The 18,251-nt window shown below is 74.7% G+C and carries 17 protein-coding genes and 1 pseudogene; 9 read left to right on the forward strand and 9 right to left on the reverse strand.

Annotated elements, in window-relative coordinates; genetic code table 11:
• The 3 genes and pseudogenes from AB0881_RS25500 to AB0881_RS25510 form a co-directional block, all read left to right on the forward strand.
• A pseudogene (locus AB0881_RS25500) lies at nucleotides 1-783 on the forward strand (hypothetical protein); the annotation flags it as partial.
• A gap of 42 nt (nucleotides 784-825) precedes the next feature.
• A complete protein-coding gene (locus AB0881_RS25505; protein WP_366620608.1) occupies nucleotides 826-1,656 on the forward strand; it encodes a maleylpyruvate isomerase family mycothiol-dependent enzyme in 831 nt (276 codons plus the stop codon).
• Between the two features lie 80 nt (nucleotides 1,657-1,736).
• A complete protein-coding gene (locus tag AB0881_RS25510) occupies nucleotides 1,737-2,417 on the forward strand; it encodes a GntR family transcriptional regulator (protein WP_366620610.1) in 681 nt (226 codons plus the stop codon).
• A 10-nt stretch (nucleotides 2,418-2,427) separates the two neighbouring features.
• On the opposite strand, the gene AB0881_RS25515 is transcribed toward AB0881_RS25510, so the two are convergent.
• The 6 genes from AB0881_RS25515 to AB0881_RS25540 form a co-directional block, all read right to left on the reverse strand.
• The gene (locus AB0881_RS25515; protein WP_366620612.1) at nucleotides 2,428-3,843 is read right to left on the reverse strand and encodes an Nramp family divalent metal transporter; all 1,416 of its coding nucleotides are present in this window, start codon (nucleotides 3,841-3,843) and stop codon (nucleotides 2,428-2,430) included.
• A gap of 66 nt (nucleotides 3,844-3,909) precedes the next feature.
• Nucleotides 3,910-4,548, reverse strand: coding sequence for a bifunctional 4-hydroxy-2-oxoglutarate aldolase/2-dehydro-3-deoxy-phosphogluconate aldolase (locus AB0881_RS25520; RefSeq protein WP_366620614.1), 639 nt, complete (start codon nucleotides 4,546-4,548; stop codon nucleotides 3,910-3,912).
• 72 nt (nucleotides 4,549-4,620) lie between these two features.
• Nucleotides 4,621-6,405: an IlvD/Edd family dehydratase gene (locus AB0881_RS25525; RefSeq protein ID WP_366620616.1), complete on the reverse strand. Its 1,785-nt coding sequence runs from the start codon at nucleotides 6,403-6,405 to the stop codon at nucleotides 4,621-4,623.
• 98 nt (nucleotides 6,406-6,503) lie between these two features.
• Nucleotides 6,504-7,925 carry an aldehyde dehydrogenase family protein gene (locus AB0881_RS25530; RefSeq protein ID WP_366620618.1) on the reverse strand — a complete coding sequence of 474 codons (1,422 nt, stop codon included), beginning with the start codon at nucleotides 7,923-7,925 and terminating at the stop codon, nucleotides 6,504-6,506.
• Nucleotides 7,919-9,055, reverse strand: coding sequence for a mandelate racemase/muconate lactonizing enzyme family protein (locus tag AB0881_RS25535; protein WP_366620620.1), 1,137 nt, complete (start codon nucleotides 9,053-9,055; stop codon nucleotides 7,919-7,921). The genes AB0881_RS25530 and AB0881_RS25535 overlap by 7 nt, the downstream gene beginning before the upstream one ends.
• A complete protein-coding gene (locus AB0881_RS25540) occupies nucleotides 9,052-9,816 on the reverse strand; it encodes a DeoR/GlpR family DNA-binding transcription regulator (RefSeq protein ID WP_366620622.1) in 765 nt (254 codons plus the stop codon). Before AB0881_RS25540 ends, AB0881_RS25535 begins: the two co-directional genes overlap by 4 nt.
• A gap of 165 nt (nucleotides 9,817-9,981) precedes the next feature.
• Between AB0881_RS25540 and AB0881_RS25545 the strand changes: the two genes are divergently transcribed.
• The 5 genes from AB0881_RS25545 to AB0881_RS25565 are packed head-to-tail and all read left to right on the forward strand — an operon-like array spanning nucleotide 9,982 to nucleotide 14,909.
• Entirely contained in the window at nucleotides 9,982-10,929 is a 948-nt protein-coding gene (locus AB0881_RS25545) for a PfkB family carbohydrate kinase (RefSeq protein ID WP_366620624.1), read from the forward strand.
• A 39-nt stretch (nucleotides 10,930-10,968) separates the two neighbouring features.
• The gene (locus tag AB0881_RS25550; RefSeq protein ID WP_366620626.1) at nucleotides 10,969-11,871 is read left to right on the forward strand and encodes a hypothetical protein; all 903 of its coding nucleotides are present in this window, start codon (nucleotides 10,969-10,971) and stop codon (nucleotides 11,869-11,871) included.
• Nucleotides 11,868-12,599 carry a TSUP family transporter gene (locus tag AB0881_RS25555; protein ID WP_366620628.1) on the forward strand — a complete coding sequence of 244 codons (732 nt, stop codon included), beginning with the start codon at nucleotides 11,868-11,870 and terminating at the stop codon, nucleotides 12,597-12,599. The genes AB0881_RS25550 and AB0881_RS25555 overlap by 4 nt, the downstream gene beginning before the upstream one ends.
• Nucleotides 12,596-13,576 carry an alcohol dehydrogenase catalytic domain-containing protein gene (locus AB0881_RS25560; protein ID WP_366620630.1) on the forward strand — a complete coding sequence of 327 codons (981 nt, stop codon included), beginning with the start codon at nucleotides 12,596-12,598 and terminating at the stop codon, nucleotides 13,574-13,576. Before AB0881_RS25555 ends, AB0881_RS25560 begins: the two co-directional genes overlap by 4 nt.
• A gap of 13 nt (nucleotides 13,577-13,589) precedes the next feature.
• A complete protein-coding gene (locus AB0881_RS25565; RefSeq protein ID WP_366620631.1) occupies nucleotides 13,590-14,909 on the forward strand; it encodes an MFS transporter in 1,320 nt (439 codons plus the stop codon).
• A 49-nt stretch (nucleotides 14,910-14,958) separates the two neighbouring features.
• Here AB0881_RS25565 and AB0881_RS25570 read toward each other — a convergent pair whose 3' ends face one another.
• From AB0881_RS25570 to AB0881_RS25580, 3 genes are all read right to left on the reverse strand, one after another.
• Nucleotides 14,959-15,525, reverse strand: a complete 567-nt coding sequence (locus tag AB0881_RS25570) for a DUF2165 domain-containing protein (protein ID WP_366620633.1) — start codon at nucleotides 15,523-15,525, stop codon at nucleotides 14,959-14,961.
• A 245-nt stretch (nucleotides 15,526-15,770) separates the two neighbouring features.
• The gene (locus tag AB0881_RS25575) at nucleotides 15,771-16,406 is read right to left on the reverse strand and encodes a response regulator transcription factor (RefSeq protein WP_366620635.1); all 636 of its coding nucleotides are present in this window, start codon (nucleotides 16,404-16,406) and stop codon (nucleotides 15,771-15,773) included.
• Nucleotides 16,403-17,542, reverse strand: a complete 1,140-nt coding sequence (locus AB0881_RS25580) for a histidine kinase (RefSeq protein ID WP_366620637.1) — start codon at nucleotides 17,540-17,542, stop codon at nucleotides 16,403-16,405. The genes AB0881_RS25575 and AB0881_RS25580 overlap by 4 nt, the downstream gene beginning before the upstream one ends.
• A gap of 133 nt (nucleotides 17,543-17,675) precedes the next feature.
• Between AB0881_RS25580 and AB0881_RS25585 the strand changes: the two genes are divergently transcribed.
• Nucleotides 17,676-18,017, forward strand: a complete 342-nt coding sequence (locus tag AB0881_RS25585) for a hypothetical protein (protein ID WP_366620638.1) — start codon at nucleotides 17,676-17,678, stop codon at nucleotides 18,015-18,017.
• Nucleotides 18,018-18,251 lie beyond the last annotated feature (234 nt).

Here is an 18,251-nt window from a genome sequence, read left to right on the forward strand (position 1 = left end):
GCCGTGCGGACGCGCCGCCGCCAGCACGGCGACCCGGCCGCGCTGCACCTGCGCCGCCGCCCGCACCCGCTGCCCGGCGCGTCCTGGCTGGAGGACGCCCCGGCCGGCGGCTCCGTGCTGCCGGCCCGCCTCGCCGTACCCGGGACCCAGAGCCGGGTGGAGCGGCTGCGCTTCACCGTCCCGCCGGGCGCGGCGCGGATGTCGTTCGAGGTCACCGGCGAACTGCTGGACGTCCGGCTGGACGATCGGCCCCTGGAGTTCACCGCCGGTGCGTCCGACGTAGTCCTCCCCGCGACCGGCCGACCCGGGCCGCGCACCGCCGAACTCCGGATCAGGACGCGTCCTGGGCTGCAGGGCGGCGCCGCGCTGGCGGGGCCGGTGCGGTTCGCGGCGGGGCCCGGCACGATCGGGCTCGGGGACTGGGAGGACGCCGGACTGGCCGGATACAGCGGCGGCGTGCGCTACCGCCGCCGCGTCGACCTCCCCGCCGGCGCCACCGCGGGAACGCTCGACCTCGGGCGCGTCCGCGGCACCGCCGAGGTGACGGTGAACGGCCGGCCGGCCGGGATCCGCGTCTGCGCCCCGTACACCTTCGACCTCGGCACCTCGCTGCGGCCCGGGCCCAACGAGATCGAGGCCGTCGTGTACGGCACCCTCGCCCCCTACCTCGACGACGTGAGCCCCACCCACTTCGTCTTCGCCGGGCAGCGCGTCTCGGGCCTCTTCGGGCCGGTGCGCCTCCGCCTCCGCGAGAACGGCGGCCCCGCCCCGCGACCGGCCTGAAATGGCGGGCGGCGCGGCGGCGGCGGCCGGTAGGGTCACGACATGATGATCTTCGGTCCGGTCATCGACGTCCGCCCCCTGTTCCCGTGCGAGCGGCAGGCCCTGCTCGACCTGCTCGGCGATCTGAGCCCCGCCGAGTGGGCCGCGCCGACCGTGTGCCCCGGCTGGGACGTGCACGACGTCGTCGGCCATGTCCTCAACGACTACATGCGGCGCCTGTCGGGCGCCCGCGACGGGTACGGCGGCGCGATATTCGCCGATGACGAGACGCTTCCCGCCTATCTGGCGCGCACCAACGACGAGTTCGTCCGGGCGTCCCGCCAGCTCAGCCCGCAACTGATGATCGAACTGCTGGACCATCTGGGGCCGCGGCTGGACGCGATGTGGGCGGCGCGCGACCTCCACACCGCCGCCGACCTGAACGTCTCCTGGGCCGCCACCGACGTCGACAGCCCCGCCTGGCTGGACATCGGCCGCGAGTACACCGAGTTCTGGGTCCACCAGCAGCAGGTCCGCGACGCCGTCTCCCGCCCGGGCGCCGTCGAGCCCGACCTCATGGCCCCCGTGCTGGACGTCTTCGCGCGCGGCCTGCCGCACGCCCTGCGCATGCACGACCGCCCCGAAGGCAGCACGGCCCACCTGGAAGTACTCGGCCCGGCGGGCGGACGATGGGGCGTGGCCCGGCAGGATCGGCGGTGGCGGATGGCCGACCCCGAGGGAGAGCCGGCCGCGCGCGTCTCGATGGACCAGGACACCTTCTGGCGGCTGGCGACCAGGGGCATCACCGTGGAGGAGGCACGCCGGCGGTCGAAGGCGTCCGGCGACGAGGAACTCACCGCGGCCATCACGGCCCTGCTCGCGGTCATCGCCTAGAGCCCGGTCCCCGGAGATTGAATGTAGAATCAGGCCGCTGCATGTAAATACTGGTGCGTCAGGGAGCGGGAGGCACGCTGATGGGCGCCACCTCCGCGGAGCGGATCGCGGACGCCGTCTACGAGCGCCTGCGTGAGGAGATCTTCGCCGGCGATCTCGCGCCGGGGGCGCGGCTGAGCGTTCCCGCGCTCGCCGAACGGCTGGAGGTCAGCCGCAGCCCGGTCCGCGAGGCCGTGTTCCGGCTGGTTCAGGACCGGCTGGCCAGCGAGGAGCCGCGGCGCGGCGCGGTGGTCGCGGAGATCGGCGCGCGCGAGCTCGCGGCCATCTACGACGTGCGCGAGGTGCTGGAGGGCCTGGCGGCGCGGCTCGCGGTGGAGAACGCCGGGCGCCGGCTGGTCACCGCGCTGCGGGAGGTGCTCGGCGAGCACGAGCGGGCCGTGCGCGACACCGACGTCGCGGCTGTCACCGAGGCAGACATGCGCTTCCACGAGCTGATCCGCCGGGCGTCCGGCAACGCCGAGGTCGTCCGCCTCCTGGACGGGGTGCAGACGCAGGTGCGGCTGGCCATGCGCACCACCCGGGTGATGTCCGGGCCCCGGCAGGCCGTCGACGACCATCGCGCCATCCTGACCGCGATCGAGTCGGGAGATCCCGACGCCGCCGAGCGGGCGGCGCGGGCGCACGTCTTCCGCCTGCGCAGCACCCTGCTGCGGCAGGCAGAGGACATGGGAGATGTGGGGGCCATGGAGGACATGGGGTGAGCCGGAGCCCTCACCCGATGGAGAGGCCGAGCACCTCCAGCACCGTGTAGACGCCCAGCAGCCCGATCCCGACGCTGCTCAGCACCAGCGCCAGCGTCATCCAGCGGTTCGCCTTGTAGCGTGCGTCGACCTCGGTGGTGCGCAGCTTCCACACGGCCGCGGTGACGGCGAGCAGGAAGATTCCCGTCCCGATGGCGCCGATCTGCACCATGACCAGCGGCGACTGGACGAAGAGGTAGAAGACCGCCCAGAGCGTGGGCAGGCAGAACGTCAGGATCCGCATGGTCCGCCGGCGGACCCGCACATCGTTCCAGTCGAGCACGCCGAGGAGGCCGAGCGTGTTGGTCCACAGCCGCGGGACGGCGGCCGCGGAGGCGATGTGGGTGGAGAACAGCACCGCCACGGCGCCGATCAGGAACAGGTACTCGGCCCAGGTCCCGAGCGTGTCGGTGTAGATGCGCGAGAGCGTGCTCAGCATCACGTTCCCCTCGGGGACGAGGTTCTGCGGGCGCAGCACGCTCGCGCCGACCAGGTAGAACGACAGCGTGCAGGCGGTGCAGATCAGCCACGACATCAGCACGTCCAGCCGCATCACCCGCAGCCAGCCCTCGGCGCGCCGGGCGCGCTCCTCGCTGCCGTCGTCGGGGCCGGTCCAGCGGGCGTACCCCTTCTCCAGGCACCAGTACGTGTAGTTGGTCATGTCGTCGGCCCCGACCCCGGTCGAGCCGAACATCGCCAGGGCCAGCCCGATCGTCCCGGCCGGGATCGTGAGGCTCAGCCCGGTCCCGATGTCCGCCGGCCCGTACGAGAACTCCGTCCACGGCAGGATCAGCGCGATGGAGACGGTGGACAGGGTGAACACCGCGACCGAGACGGTGGTCACGCCCTCGACCATGCCGTACCTGCTGCTCTGCAGGAGCAGCACGGTGACCACCGCGATGATCACCGTCCAGAGGACCAGCGACGGCCGTCCCAGCGCCGCCCCGTAGAGCGGCAGCATGAGGGAGCAGGCGGCGGCGGTGGCGCCGACCACGCCGCCGCGCTGGAAGCTCTTGGCGACGTCCAGCGCGATCCACAGCCAGTTGATCCAGCCCATCCGGCCGATCCGCGGCGCGACGGTGCTGTAGCCGTCCAGCGCGGTCCGGCCGTTGAGGATGGCCCACCGCGCCAGCTCCAGCTGGATCCACACCTTGACCGCCGCACCGAAGATCACCAGCCACAGCAGGACGAACCCGGCGCGGGCGCCCAGCGAGGTGGTGACGATCAGCTCGCCGGAGCCGACGACCGAGGCGGACAGCACGAGGCCCGGGCCCAGGTAGCGCAGCCGGCCGGCCAGCGTTCGCGGGGGTTCGCGGACGTCCTCGGGACGCAGCTTGTACGCGTCATCGAGTTCGGGTACGGGTTCGTGCACGAGTTCACTGGCCAAGGCGCGACGTCCTTTCGGCTGGGGGAGCCGCAGTTCCGCGTGGGGGGAGGGGGTGGTGCAGAGCCGTCAGCGCGACGGGGAGGCGGTCGCGTCCAGGAAGCGGCGGGCGCCCTCGGCCAGGGCGGCGGGGTCGCCCGCGAGCGCGCGCTCCCCGAACAGCTGGACGCCGACACCGACGCCGTCGCAGCCCGCGCGCACGCACGCGCCCGCGAGCTCGGCGTCGACGCCGCCGGTGGCGAGCATCGGCACGTCGGGGAGCGGGCCGCGCAGCTGCCGGATGTGGTCGGCGCCCACCGGGCCGATCGGGAAGACCTTCACCACGTCGGCGCCCAGCCGGACGGCCTGGACGATCTCGGTCGGGGTGAAGGCGCCGGGGATCGAGACCAGCCCGGCCTCCTTGGTGGCGGCCACGACCGCCGCGTCCACGTGGGGCGACACCATGAACCGGGCGCCGGCGTCGGCGGCGCGCGAGACGTCCTCCGGCGTGAGCACGGTCCCGGCGCCGATGGGGATCTCGCCGCCGTACTCCTTGGCGAGCGCCTCGATGGCGGTGAACGGGTCGTCCCCGTTCAGCGTGACCTCGAAGAGCCGGATGCCGGCGCGGTACAGCTCGGCGGTGGCCCGCAGGCACTCCCGTACCGTCTGACCGCGGTAGATCACCATCACTCGGTGCTCCCGGATGGAGCGCAGCACGTCGTCGGCCATGTGAATCCCTTCGGGGGAGAGGCAGGGAGGGGCGGGGAGAGGCGAGGAGGAGCGGGCGGGCAGAGGGACGGGTCAGAGGTGGCGGCGGGGGACCGCGTGCCCGCGGCGCCCGATCAGGAAGTCGAAGTCCACGCCGGTGTCGGCCTGCCGGACGTGCCGCCGGTACAGCCAGGCGTAGCCGCCCTCCGCGCCGGCCCGCGCGCCCGCCGCGCCCGCCGCGGCCGGGGCGGGCGGGGCGAGCGGGCCGGCCCCGGCGCGGCGCCGGGCCAGCTCCTCCTCCGGGACGTCCATGTCGATCCGGCGGCCGGGGACGTCGAGGACCACGCGGTCGCCGCTGCGCAGCAGGGCGAGGGGCCCGCCCGCCGCGGCCTCCGGCGCGACGTGCAGCACGACCGTGCCGTACGAGGTGCCGCTCATCCGGCCGTCGGTGATCCGGACCATGTCGCGCACGCCGGCGTCCAGCAGCTTCTTGGGGATGGCGAGGTTGCCGATCTCGGGCATGCCGGGGTAGCCGGCGGGCCCCGCGTTGCGGACGACGAGCACGGTGGAGGCGTCCACCGGCAGGTCGGGGGAGTCGGCCGCCGCGTGGTACTCCTCGATGGTGTCGAAGACCAGGGCGGTGCCGGTGTGCCGGAGCAGCTCCGGGGAGGCGGCCGACACCTTGATCACCGCGCCGTCGGGGGCGAGGTTGCCGCGCAGGACGGCGGTGTGGCCGCCCGGTTCGCGCAGCGGCGCGGTGCGGGACCGGATGACCTCGGGGTTCCAGTTCTCGGCGCCGGCGTTGTTCTCGCCCAGGGTGCGGCCGGTGACGGTGGCGGCGCCGGTGTGCAGCAGGTCGCCGAGTTCCCGGATCACCGCGGGCAGGCCGCCGGCGTAGGCGAGGTCCTCCATCAGGAAGCGGCCGGAGGGGAGCAGGTCCACCAGCAGCGGGACGTCGGCGCCCAGGGTGTCGAAGTCGTCGAGGCTCAGGTCGACCTCGGCGCGCCCGGCCATCGCCAGGAGGTGGACGACCGCGTTGGTGGAGCCGCCGATGGCGGCGTTGACGCGGACCGCGTTCTCGAAGGAGCGGCGGTCCAGGACGGCCGACGGGGTGAGTCCCTCCTCGACCATCTCGACGATCCGGCCCCCGGCCCGCTCGGCGATGTTGTGCCGGCGGGCGTCCACGGCCGGGACGGCCGCGCTGCCGGGCAGCGACATGCCGAGCGCCTCGGCCAGGCAGGCCATGGTGGACGCGGTGCCCATCGTGGTGCAGTGGCCGGCGCTGCGGGACAGGCACGCCTCGGCGGCGCTGAAGTCGGCGCGGCTCATCCGGCCGGCGCGGAACTCCTCGCTGAACCGCCACACGTGCGTTCCCGACCCCGCGTCCCGGCCGCGGAACTTGCCGTTCAGCATCGGCCCGCCGGTCACCATGATCGCCGGTAGGTCCGCGCTGAACGCGCCCATGAGCTGGGCGGGGACGGTCTTGTCGCAGCCTCCGAGCAGGACGACTCCGTCCAGCGGGTTGGCGCGCAGGGTCTCCTCGACGTCCATCGCCATGAGGTTGCGGAAGAGCATGGCCGAGGGGCGCATCAGGGTCTCGCCCAGGGAGATCGTGGGGAACTCCAGCGGGACGCCGCCCGCCATCAGGACGCCCCGCTTCACCGACTCGGCGACCTGGCGCAGGTGCGCGTTGCAGGGCGCGAGGTCCGACCAGGAGTTGCAGATTCCGATGACCGGCCGGCCGTCGAAGATCGATGAGGAGTACCCCTGGTTGTACATCTTGGACCGGTGCACGAACCCGAGCTTCCCGTCCAGGCCGAACCAGGCGGCGCTGCGCCGCGCCCCTGCCCGGACCGCCCCGTCGTCGTCGTGGTTCACATGTTCCCCTCGTCGTGAGATTTACATGCAATCTCTGGCTATCGCATGAAATTAATGCCGTTTGCGTGTAGCGGTCAATGGTGCGGCGGTCCGGATCGTCAGGCGGGCTCGGACACCGTCTGGTACGTCGTGAACTCCAGGAGGCCGGCCATGCCGCCCTCGCGGCCCTGCCCGCTGGCGCCGAAGCCGCCGAACGGGACGCGCGGATTGTTGGGCGCGCCGTTGTTGACGCCGACGATGCCGATGCGGAGCCGGGCGGCCAGCGCGCGGGCGCGCTCGGGCACGTCGCAGACATAGCCGCCCAGGCCGTAGCCCCAGCCGTTGACCTCCTCGACCAGGGCGTCCTCGTCGTCGAACGGCCGGACGGCGGCGACCGGGCCGAAGATCTCGTCCGACCAGAGCGGATCGTCGTCGAGGCACTCGACCACGGCCGGACGGACGTAGAAGCCTTCCGCCGGAACCTGTGGACCGTTCCAGACGCGGGCCCCCCGGGCCTCGGCCGCGGCCGTCAGCGCGGCCAGCCGGTCGCGCTGGCCGGCGTCGATGACCGGCCCCAGTCCGGTCGCGGGGTCGCGCGGGTCGCCGACCCGGAGCGCCGCGACGCGCTCGGCGAACCGCTCGACGAAGGACTCGTAGCGGCTCCGGTGGACGAAGACGTTGTTGGCGGCGATGCACGAGGCGCCGTTGTTGCGGAACTTGGCCACCATCAGCGCCTCGACGGCCGCGTCCAGGTCGGCCTCCGCGCCGACCACGAACGGGCCGCGCCCGCCGAGTTCCAGGACCGCGGGCAGGAACCGCTCGGCGCACTGGCCGGCGACGATCCGCCCCACCCGGGTGGAGCCGGTGAAGCTCACCGACGCCACGTTCGGGTCGCCGGTCAGCGCGGCGGTCAGGCCGACCGGGTCGCCGGTCACCATGGTGAGCGCGCCCGCGGGCAGGTGGCGGTGGCAGATCTCGACCAGCCGGACGGCCGAGAGCGGGGTGAGCTCGCTCGGCTTGAGTACGGCCGTGCAGCCGGCGGCCAGGGCGGCGGCGATCTTGCGGGCGGGGATGGACAGCGGGAAGTTCCACGGGGTGATCGCGGCGACCACGCCGAGCGGCACGCGGCGGACGCGGAAGTCGCGCCCGGGGACGGCCACCGCCTCGTCCGCGCCCGCCTCGGCGGTGACCGCGGCCTCGGCGAACCAGTCGAAGAAGCCGGCCGAGAAGCCCACCTCGGCGCGCGACTCCTCCAGGCGCTTGCCGGTCTCGGCGGTCGTCAGCGCCGCCAGCTCCTCGGTGCTCTCGCGCAGGCCGGCGGCGATGGCGCGGAGGGCCGCGGCGCGGTCGGCGGCCGGCCGGGCGGCCCAGCCGGGGAACGCCCGGGCGGCGGCCGCCGCCGCGCGGGCCGCCGCGTCGGGACCGACCCCGGCGACCTCGCCGACCACCGTCCCGGTCGCGGGGTCGACGACGGTCAGCGGGAACGGGCCGGACGCGGGCTCGGGCAGCAGGGCACCGGGTCGGGGGGCGGACGTCAGCACATGCTCTCCTCTGCTTGCGTGTAGTGATCGAGTGCCGCCGGGTCGTACACCAGGCCGAGTCCCGGCCCGCCGGGGACCGCGAGGCGGCCCCCGTCCAGGAGGCCGGGCACGGCGGCGATCTCGGTTCGGAGCGGGTTGTCCCGCAGGTCGAGCTCCACCCAGCCGGGCCGTTCGGCGGCGGCGACCAGGTGCGCGGACGCGGCCAGGGTCGGCGCGCCCCCGTAGCAGTGCGGGCTCAGCCGCGCGGTGCCGGGCATCCGGCCGACCGCGTCGCTCAGGCTGATCCCCGCGGTCTTGGACGGGTCGGGCTGGATGTGCGCGAACGCGGGGGAGGCGACGCGCCGCCGGTACGCATCCGCGCCGTAGACGTTCTCGCCGCCCGCCAGCGCGGGGCCGCCGGTGCCCGCGGCGAGTTCCGCCAGCTCGCCGTACCGGTCCTCGGCCAGCGGTTCCTCGAACCACGCGACGCCGTGGCCGGCGAGCAGCGCGCACATCCGCCGCGCGGTCGCCGGGTCCCACGCCTGGTTGGCGTCGGCGAAGACCTCCAGGTCAGTCCCGGCCGCGGCGGCGCGGACGTCCCGGACGGTCGCCAGGTCGGTCTCCTCGCCGAACCCGACCTTGATCTTCACGGCGCGCAGCCCCAGCTCCAGGGCGCGCTCGGTGAGCTCGGCGACGCCGGTGGGCCCGACGCCGCTCCCGTACGCGGGGACGGACCGGGCCGCCGCCGGACCGCCGGCGAGGAGTTCGGCGATGGAACGTTCCCGTGCCTGGCCCAGCAGATCCCAGCAGGCCATGTCGATGCCGCTGAGCGCCTGCCACAGCGGCCCGGGAGCGCCCCACTGGCGCGCCACCCCGTGCAGGCGGCGCGCGAGATCGGCCATCAGCCGCGCCGGGTCGGACGCGTCGGCGCCGACCACCAGCGGCCGCAGCCCGTCCAGGGTCGCCACGCGCTCGCGCCAGCCCCACTCGGGGTAGTTGACCCAGCTCTCACCCGTTCCGGCCAGGCCGCCCGACCGCACGGTGACCAGCACCGAGCGCCGGGCGGTGAGCGCGGAGAACGACATCGGGACCCGCTCGCGCAGCGGCGCGGCCAGCACCCGTACCGACATCGCGTCGATGGTGAGCGTCACGCGTCCACCGCCAGGTGCAGCCGGACGCCGCGCTCGTCCAGGGCCGCGCGAACCGCGGGCGGCGGCTCGGCGTCGGTGACGACCGCGTGCAGCGCGTCCAGCGAGGCCAGCAGGACGGGCGCCGAGCTGTGGAACTTGTTCCCGTCGACGAGCAGGACGACGTGGTCGGCGATGTCCATCAGCGCCTGCTTGGTGGGGCGCTCCAGGTCGTAGACGCCGTAGCAGCCGCGGTCGTCGACGGCGGCGGCGCCGAGGAAGCACCAGCGCACCCGCAGCCGCGCGGCGGCCTCGACCGTCGCGGGGCCGACGAACGCCCTGCTCGGGGCGTACAGGTCGCCGCCGAGCCCCACGCACCGGGCGCCGGGCACGTTCAGCAGCGCCTGCATGACCGGGACCGAGTGCGTGACGACGCTTCCCGCGAACGTCTCGGGCAGCGCGTTGACAAGCGCGTGCGCGGTGGTGCCGGCGTCCACGGCGATGGTGTCGGAGGTGCCGACGAGCCCGGCGGCGGCGGCGCCGATGCGCTCCTTCGAGCCGGGGTTGGCGCGCTCGCGGACGCTGAACTCCTGGTCGGGCGGGAGGCTGACGCCGCCGTGCACGACCCGGACGGCGCCCATCTCGTCGAGCCGGCGGACGTCCCGGCGGACGGTCATGTCGGAGACCGCGAGCTCCTCGGCCAGATCGGCGATGGAGCAGAAGCCGGCGGCCCGGACTCGCTCGACGATCGCCTGCCGGCGGGCCGGCGCCCCTTCGTACCGCAACCCTGCTGAGGCCACTGGATCCCTTCCCCACGGTGATGAATGTTCGGAAACTACCATCCTTGTTGTTCTCGCGGCAGACCTATCGCCAGACCATTGACGTTCCGGACATGGGTAGTTAACATCCCCGCAATCGATGTTGGAAATCTAACAAACCGGAGGTCGGGAGTGACAGTGGACGAGGCGCCCGAGGCCGTGTTCGCCGGCGCGGCCGTCTGGGACACGGTGGCGCAGCTGCCCGCGTTCCCGGCCGCCGACGGGCGGGTGGTCGCCGAGGAGATCGTCGAGTGCGGCGGCGGCCCCGCCGCCACCGCCGCGGTCGCCTACGCGCGGCTGCTGGGCCCGGACCGCCCCCGCCCTGCCCTGATCGCGGCGGTCGGCGACGACCACCGCGCCGCGCTCATCCGGGACGGCCTCGCGGCCGAGAACGTCGACACCGCGCGGATCGCCACCGTCGCCGGGACGCCGTCCGCGAGCTGCGTCATCCTGGTCGACCGGCCGCGCGGCTCGCGCGCCATCTGCACGAAGCCGGGCCCCGCCCTGCGGATCGAGCCCGGCTCCCCGGCGGCCCGCGCCGTCCTGGCGGCCCGCGTCGTGCTCGTCGACCACCTCGGCTGGCCCGCCGTGCGGCCCCTGCTCGCCGGCCTTCCGGCGGGCGCGCCCCGCCCGCTGGTCTGCCAGGACGCCGGCAACCTCGCGATCGGCCGCCGCCCCGCCGGCGTCGACGTGTTCGCGCCGACGCTGGAGGCCCTGCGCGAGGCGTACGGCGACCGCGACACCGCGTCCCTGCTGCGGGCCGCGCTCGACGACGGCGCCCGGTACGTGGTCGCCACCGACGGCCCGAACGGCGCGTACGCCGCCGACGCCCGGGGCGCGTACCGCGTCGAGGGCCACCACGGCGTCGAGGTGCGCAGCACGCTCGGCGCCGGCGACGTCTTCCACGGCGCCCTCGTCGCCGCCCTCGCGCGCGACCTCCCCCTGCCCGAGGCGCTGGCGTACGCCAACGCCGCCGCCGCGCTGTCCTGCCAGGCCCTGGACGGGCGCGGCGGGATCCCCGACGACACCGCCGCGCGGGCCCTGGCGGCCCGCCTCCCGGCGGTCCCCTACACCCGCTGAACAGCGGTTCCACCGATACAGACGAGTAGAAGGAGCAACGTGACCGCGCCCTCGACCGCCGTACCCGACCTGTCCGCCCTGACCCGGCCCTCCGGAGCGTTCGCGATGCTGGCCGTGGACCAGCGCGAGGCGCTGCGCGCGATGTTCGCCGAGCACCAGGACGGCCCGGTCACCGACGAGCAGATCACCGCGTTCAAGATCGACGCGGTCCGGGAGCTGACCCCGTACGCGTCGGCCGTCCTGCTGGAACGCCAGTTCGCCCTCGACCCCGTCCTGGACGCGGGCGTCATCGACCCGGGCTGCGCGCTGATCGCCGCCGCCGACCACTTCACCGCCGACGAGCGCGAGTTCGTCGCCGAGGTCGAGATCGACCGCGCGGTGGACCCGGCGCGGATCGCGGCCGCCGGCGGCCGCGCCATGAAGCTGCTGGTCCTGTGGCGGCCGGACGAGGACCCCGCGGGCCGGATCGCCATGGTCCGGGAGTTCGTCGAACGGTGCCGCGCCGCCGGCCTGGTCAGCATCATCGAGCCGCTCTCGCGCGGCTCGCGCGACGGCACCCCCCGTACCGCCGAGGAGTGGAACGCCGGGGTGCTCGCCGCCGCGCGCGAGCTCGGCGGCCTGGGCGCCGACGTCTACAAGGCGGAGGTGCCCCTGCACGGCGAGGGCGACGAGGCCGCCGTCCGGCGCGGGTGCGCGGCCCTGACCGAGGCCATCGACGGTCCCTGGGTGGTGCTGTCCAGCGGCGTCCCGCACGACCTGTTCCCGCGCGCCGTACGGCTGGCCTGCGAGGAGGGCGCGAGCGGCTTCCTGGCCGGCCGCGCGGTCTGGCGCACGGTGGTCGGCGCCGCCGACGTCACCGGCGCGCTGCGCCGCGACGCCGTCCCGCGGCTGCGCGAGCTCTGCGACATCGTCGACGACGCGATGGCCGGCCGCGCTCGGTGACCGCGGCGGCCGCGACCCTGCTGCCGGTCTCGCTCGGCGTGCTCGTGGGAGCGGGCACCCAGCGGGTCACCGGCGTGGGCTTCGCGCTGGTGGCCGGGCCGCTGCTGGTGCTGCTGCTCGGCCCCATGGAGGGCGTGCGGCTGGTCAACCTGCTGTCCCTGCTCTCCAGCCTGGTCGTGCTGCCCGCCGTGTGGCGGGACGTCGACCGCCGCACGGTGCTGAGCCTGGCGGTGCCCGCGCTGGCCGTCCTGCCGCTCGGCGGCTGGATCGCCGGGAACGTTCCAGGCGCCCCGCTGATGATCGGCGAGGGCCTGCTGATCCTCCTCGCCCTGTACAGCCTGCACCGCTTTCCCGGCCCCGAACTCCTCCAGGGGCGGGCCGGCGCGGCCGGCGCGGGCGCCGTGTCCGGGCTCATGAACGTCACGGCCGGGATCGGGGGCCCCGCCATCACCCTCTACGCCGCCGCCACCCGCTGGGAGCACGCCTCGTTCGTGGCGTCGATGCAGCTCTACACCGTCCTGGTCAACGCGGGCTCGCTCGCGGTCAAGGGCTGGCCGCGGCTGCCTCCGTCCATGCTCGCCCTCGCCGCCGCCTGCACGCTGGCCGGCGTCGCGCTCGGCCACCTGGTCGAGCACCGCGTGAGCCGCGAGCGCGCGCGGAAGGCCGTCCTCGCCATGGCCGCCGTCGGCGCCGCCACCGCGATCGTCAAGGGAGTGATCACGATATGAGCCAGATCGTCCTGGGCGCCGACGGCGCCGTCCATCTGGAACCCGCGCCGCCGCCGCCCGCACCCGGCCCGGACGAAGTGCTGCTGGCCCCCGTCCGCATCGGGATCTGCGGCAGCGACGTCCACGTCCTGCGCAAGGTCCACCCGTTCATCGCGCCGCCCGTGGTCACCGGCCACGAGTGCGCGGCCCGCGTCCTGGCCGCGGGCGCCGCGGTGACCTCGTGCGCCCCCGGCGACCTCGTCGTGGTGAACCCCCTGTACTCCTGCGGCACCTGCCCGGCCTGCCGCCGCGGCGCCACCAACCTCTGCTCGCACGCCAAGGTCATGGGTTTCGCGCTGCCCGGGCTGGCCCGCGACCGGGTGGTCGTGGAGGGGCGCTTCTGCCACCGCGTCCCCCCGGGTATCCCGCCCCGCCTGGCCGCCCTCACCGAGCCCCTGGCGGTGGGACGGCACGCCGTGGGCCGCGCTCCCGTGAACCTCGGCCGCGTCCTCATCGTCGGCGGCGGGCCGGTCGGCCTGGCCGTCCTCCTCGCGGCCCGGCACGCCGAGCACGTCACCCTCGTCGAGCCCGTCCGGAGCAAGCGCGACCTGGCCGCCGCCCTGGGCGCCACCCGCGTCATCACCCCCGACGAGACGCCGCCCGAGGTGGACACCGCCTTCGACTGCGTCGCCGCCGCCCCCACCCTCGCCACCGCCGCCGCGGCGACCGTCCCCGGCGGAACGATCGTCGTGGTGGGCGTCCCGCGGAGCGCGACCGAACTCGCCCTGCCCCGCCTCCAGCGCTGGGAGATCGACGTCCGCGGCACCGGCCTGTACACCGGCGCCGACATCGACGCCGTCCTCGCCGATCCGCCCGCCGGCGCCGAACGGCTCGTCACCGCCGACCTCCCCGCCGACCGCGCCGCCGACGCGTTCGCCGCGACGGCCGACCCCGACCAGATCAAGGTGCTCATCGGCTGGCCCGACCCCGCCGCCTGACCCGGGAGAACCCATGTCACAGCCACCCCCCGCCACCACCGCGCCCGAGATGAGGAAGGTCGCGCTCGGCAGCTTCGCCGGCGCGCTCATGGAGTGGTACGACTTCTTCGTCTTCGGCACCGCCGCCGCGCTCGTCCTCGGCAAGCTCTTCTTCCCCGAGGGCAACCCGACCCTGGCCACGATTAGCGCGTTCGCCACGTACGGCGTCGGTTTCCTCGCCCGCCCCCTCGGCGGCATCGTTTTCGGCCACTTCGGCGACCGCGCCGGCCGCAAGAAGACGCTGATCGCCACCCTGAGCATCGTCGGCGCCTGCACGTTCGCCATCGGGCTGCTGCCCACCTACGCCCAGGCCGGGATCTGGGCACCGGTCATGCTCGTCGTGCTGCGCCTCCTCCAGGGCTTCGGCCTGGGCGGCGAGTACGGCGGCGCCGCCCTGATGACCGTCGAGCACGCCCCGCCCGGCCGCCGCGGCTTCTGGGGCTCCATCCCGCAGGCGGCCGCGTCCGCCGGCATCCTGCTGGCGACCGGCGTCTTCGCGCTGGTCACCCAGTTGCCCGACGACCAGCTCTACAGCTGGGGCTGGCGCGTCCCGTTCCTGATCAGCGCCCTGCTCCTGGCCGTCGGCCTGTTCATCCGCTCCAAGGTCGCCGAGACGCCGGACTTCGAACGCCTCAAGCGCGAGAAGACCGTGGCCGCCCGCCCCCTGGTCGACGTCTTCCGCGACCCCCGTACCGTCGCGGTCACCTTCGGCGCCCGCATCGGCGAGGCCGTCTCGTCCAACATCGGCAACGCCTTCGCGATCTCCTACGTCTCGACGCAGCTCGCGGTGGCCAAGTCCGTGCCGCTGAACGGCATGCTCGTCGCCTCGGCGCTGGGCATCGCGGCGACACCGGTGTTCGGGGCCCTGACCGACCGCTACGGCCGCCGCCCGATCTACCTGGCCGGGGCGGCCTTCGTCATCGTCGCCGCGTTCCCGTTCTTCATGATGCTGAACTCCAAGTCGGAGGCCCTGATCTGGCTCGCCCTGATCGCGATGTACATCTTCGGGCCGACGCTCATGTTCGCCGGGCAGGCCACGTACTTCACCGAGCTGTTCGGCAGCAACGTCCGGTACACGGGCCTGTCCATCGCCTACCAGGGCTCGGCGGTGGTGGGCGGCCTGACGCCGCTGATCGCCGCCACCCTGCTGGCCACCGCCGGCGACTCGCCCTGGCTGGTGGCGGGCTTCCTCGTCGTCAGCGGGCTCATCACCTTCGGGTGCGTCCTGCGCAGCCCGGAGACCCATCCCGGCCTGCGAAAGCCGGCCGGCGCCGCGGCTCCGGCGAAGGTCTGACCGCGGGCCGGCCGGCCGGTGCGGCGGCCGGCCGGCCCGCAGGGCGGGGTCAGGCGGCCACGGCCTCGCGCGGGGCGCGGTCGTTCGTCATGGTCAGGTAGATCAGGACGATGCCGATGTACGTGCACAGGCGCACGGCGTCGGGGATCCCGTTCCAGGTCTCGTTCATCCACATGCCGAACCATTCGCCGGCCACGGCCTGGAAGCCGAAGAACCACAGGAACAGGCCGATCGCGCAGCCCGCCAGGCCCCAGCGCTTGGCTTCGCGGTACGCGGCGTCGGGCGCGCGCAGCGTACGGAACTGCCGCCACGCCGACGCCAGGCAGGCCACCATGATCAGCGCCTCGGTGAGGATGACGCCGATATAGCCGACATGGTGGAACCACGTCCACGGGATCGCGCGGTAGTTGATGTTGCTGACCTCGCGCAGCGCGGGTTTCTGCGCGTCCATCGCGAAGACGTGGGAGACGAAGTTGAAGTTCGTCCAGTAGTCGGTCACGTTGCCGAACACCACGAGGAGGGCGAAGCCGCCCACGGTGAACGTGAGCAGCGCCTTGGTCGCACGGATGAACCATGTGGTGTCGAAGCGTTCGACGGCGGGTGCCGGAGAGGCCATCAGACTCGTCCTTGCTCTATCGGGGAGTACGCGGCGGCCCCTCGATCGAATGCAAGAACACGGTCTCGGGGCCTAGTGCCGCCCGACCTTGCGTACGGTTCCCCGGCGGGACGACCGTGTCGGGCGCGGTCCACTGGCTCCGTCGCCGGCTGCGACGTCGCGGGCCCCGGTGGCCTGAGGTGTGACCTGCGTTCCCCATGGTAAGGGACGGAGCGGCCGATCTCCGCCGCCGCCCGGCGGAACGGTCAGCCGGGTGCGAGCCCCGCGCGCACGGCGAACACCGCCAGCCGGATCCGGTTCGGGCAGCCGGTCTTGGCCAGCAGCGCGGCGACGTGCGTCTTCACCGTCGTCACGCCCAGGTGCAGCCGGTCGGCGATCTCCTGGTTGGACAGCCCGGCGGCGACCAGCGCCAGGACCTCGCGCTCGCGCGGCGTGAGATCGCCCGGATCGGTCTCGGTACGGGCGCTCACCGCCCGCTCCACCAGCCGGGCCAGCACCTCCTGGCTGAACGGCGTACCGCCCGCGGCGGCCCGGCGGACCGCGTCCAGCAGCTCGCCCGGCGGCGCGCTCTTGACCAGGAACCCGCACGCCCCGGCGGCCAGCGCCGGGTACAGGTGGTCGTCGTCGCCGAACGTCGTCAGCGCCAGCACCCGGGGCCGCGGGCCCGCCGCCACGATCCGCTCGGTGGCGGCGGTGCCGTCCAGGCCGGGCATCCGCAGGTCCATCAGCACCACGTCCGGCGCGAGCCGCCCGGCCAGCTCCACCGCCTCCCGGCCGTCGGCGGCCTCCCCGGCGACCTCCATGTCGCCGGCCGACTCGCACAGCACCCGCAGCCCCATCCGGACGAGCTGCTGGTCGTCGGCTATCAGGACCCGGATCACGACCGCACCGCCCCGGCCGCGGGCAGCTCGGCCGATAGCCGCCACCCGGGTTCGGCCGGGCCCGCCTCGAAGACGCCGCCGAGCAGGTCCACCCGCTCGCGCATCCCGGCCAGCCCGTGGCCCGGCGGCGCCGGCGCGCCGTGCCCGTCGTCCCGGATCTCCAGCCGGACGGCCGCCGCGTCGACCCGCGCGCTCAGCCGTACGGTGGCGTCCGGCCCGGCGTGCTTGGCGGCGTTGGCCATCCCCTCCTGGACCAGCCGCAGCAGCGTGCCGCCCCGTACGGGATCCAGCCCGGCCACGGCGGGATCGACGGCCGCCTCGACCGTCAGCCCGGCGGACCGGCCGCGCTCCACCACCCGTTCCAGCGCGGCGGGCAGAGCGGCCGGCTCGACCGGCGGCGGGTCGCCCTGCACGGTGGCCGGGTCGCGCAGCACCGCGACCAGGTGGCCGAGGTCGTCCAGCGCGGCGGTGCCGGCCGCGTGCAGGTCGTCCAGCGTCTCGCGGATGCCCGGCGGGCCGGGATCGGGCAGCACGTGCCTGGCCACGCCGACCCGGAGCACCATCGACGAGACGTGATGGGCCACCAGGTCGTGCAGCTCGCGGGCGATCGCGGCGCGCTCGGCGGCACGCGCGGCGCGGGTCTCGGCCGCGGCCCGTTCCCCGGCGGCCCGCGCCGCCGCCCGCGCCGAGCGCAGGTAGGCCCCCGCCAGCAGCAGCACCGTGAGGAAGACCACGACCCGGAACAGCGCGGCCGGGACCTCGGCGGCCGGGTCGCCGGCCCAGCCGCACGCCACGGCCAGCGCGAACGCGGCGGCGCCCGCGCACAGCTCCCGGGCCGGCCGCCGCACCGCCAGCTCCAGCAGCGCGATCGCCAGCATCCCCTTCACCGGCACGATCATCGCCGAGCCCGCCGCCTCGGCGGTCCCCAGCAGCACCGCCAGCACGGCCACGGCGGGCATCGGCAGCCGGACGGCCGCCGCGTACGCCGCGTACGCGGCGCCCACCAATGCCCAGTCGGCGGCACCGGCCGGACGGTGCATGAGCGCCAGATCACCGGCGGCGAGGGCCGCGACCAGGGCCAGGCGCAGCGGGACGAACCAGCGCGCGAGAAGATCCTCCACCCGGGTGGCGAACACGTACCGATCCTAGGTCGGCGCCCCCCGCCGCGCCCTCCGCCGCCGGCAGGAGACCGCCCTCCTCCAAGTGGCCGCCGATCCCGGGCTCCCTGGCCGATGTACGGCCACCGCGCGCCGCGCTGCTATAGGGGCCATGAACCTGATCGGCATCGGCCGCGCGTTCGCGGTCCTCATCAGCGGCTCCACGTTCGCCTTCCTCTTCGTCCACGACTCCTGGCGCGACGACAACCTGTTCCTGGTACCGGACCTGATCCTGTGCGTCCTGCTGCTGGTGTCGGCGGCGCTGCCCGCCCGGTACGCGGCGCCCGCGGTGGCCTTCGCGCTCGCCATGTGCACCGGCGTCTTCACGGCCTCGGTCTCCTCCTACGCCGTCCGCGGGGAGTTCGGCGGCGCCAGCCTCCTGGGCGTCATCGGCTGCGCCGTCGTGGCCGCGCTCCTGCAACGCCACCTGCTCGTCCAGGGCCGCCCCCGGTGACCGGGACGCGACCGGTGGACGTCGGCCACGGTCCGCCGGCGGAACGCTCACTGCGCCTGGCTAGCCGAAGGCGGCCCGTACGGCTTCGGTCGCGGCATCCAGCACTCCCGCGACCATCTCATCGGCGAGGGCGGCCGCCAGCAGTCCGGCCGCGTTGACACCCGCCCTCTTCACCGGCGTCGTGCTTCCCTTTCGCCGGGGCCGTGAGCACTCGTCAGGGGTGGTCCCGGGCGC

Origin of the sequence: Spirillospora sp. NPDC029432 (assembly GCF_040703975.1) — a bacterium.
GTDB lineage: Bacteria > Actinomycetota > Actinomycetes > Streptosporangiales > Streptosporangiaceae > Spirillospora.

Excerpts from the sequence above, each read along its gene's own strand:
- AB0881_RS25570 (WP_366620633.1), bottom strand. The coding sequence starts at position 15,525 with ATGGCCTCTCCGGCACCCGCCGTCGAACGCTTCGACACCACATGGTTC.
- AB0881_RS25505 (WP_366620608.1), top strand. The coding sequence starts at position 826 with ATGATGATCTTCGGTCCGGTCATCGACGTCCGCCCCCTGTTCCCGTGC.
- AB0881_RS25510 (WP_366620610.1), top strand. The coding sequence starts at position 1,737 with ATGGGCGCCACCTCCGCGGAGCGGATCGCGGACGCCGTCTACGAGCGC.
- AB0881_RS25560 (WP_366620630.1), top strand. The coding sequence starts at position 12,596 with ATGAGCCAGATCGTCCTGGGCGCCGACGGCGCCGTCCATCTGGAACCC.
- AB0881_RS25585 (WP_366620638.1), top strand. The coding sequence starts at position 17,676 with ATGAACCTGATCGGCATCGGCCGCGCGTTCGCGGTCCTCATCAGCGGC.
- AB0881_RS25565 (WP_366620631.1), top strand. The coding sequence starts at position 13,590 with ATGTCACAGCCACCCCCCGCCACCACCGCGCCCGAGATGAGGAAGGTC.
- AB0881_RS25520 (WP_366620614.1), bottom strand. The coding sequence starts at position 4,548 with ATGGCCGACGACGTGCTGCGCTCCATCCGGGAGCACCGAGTGATGGTG.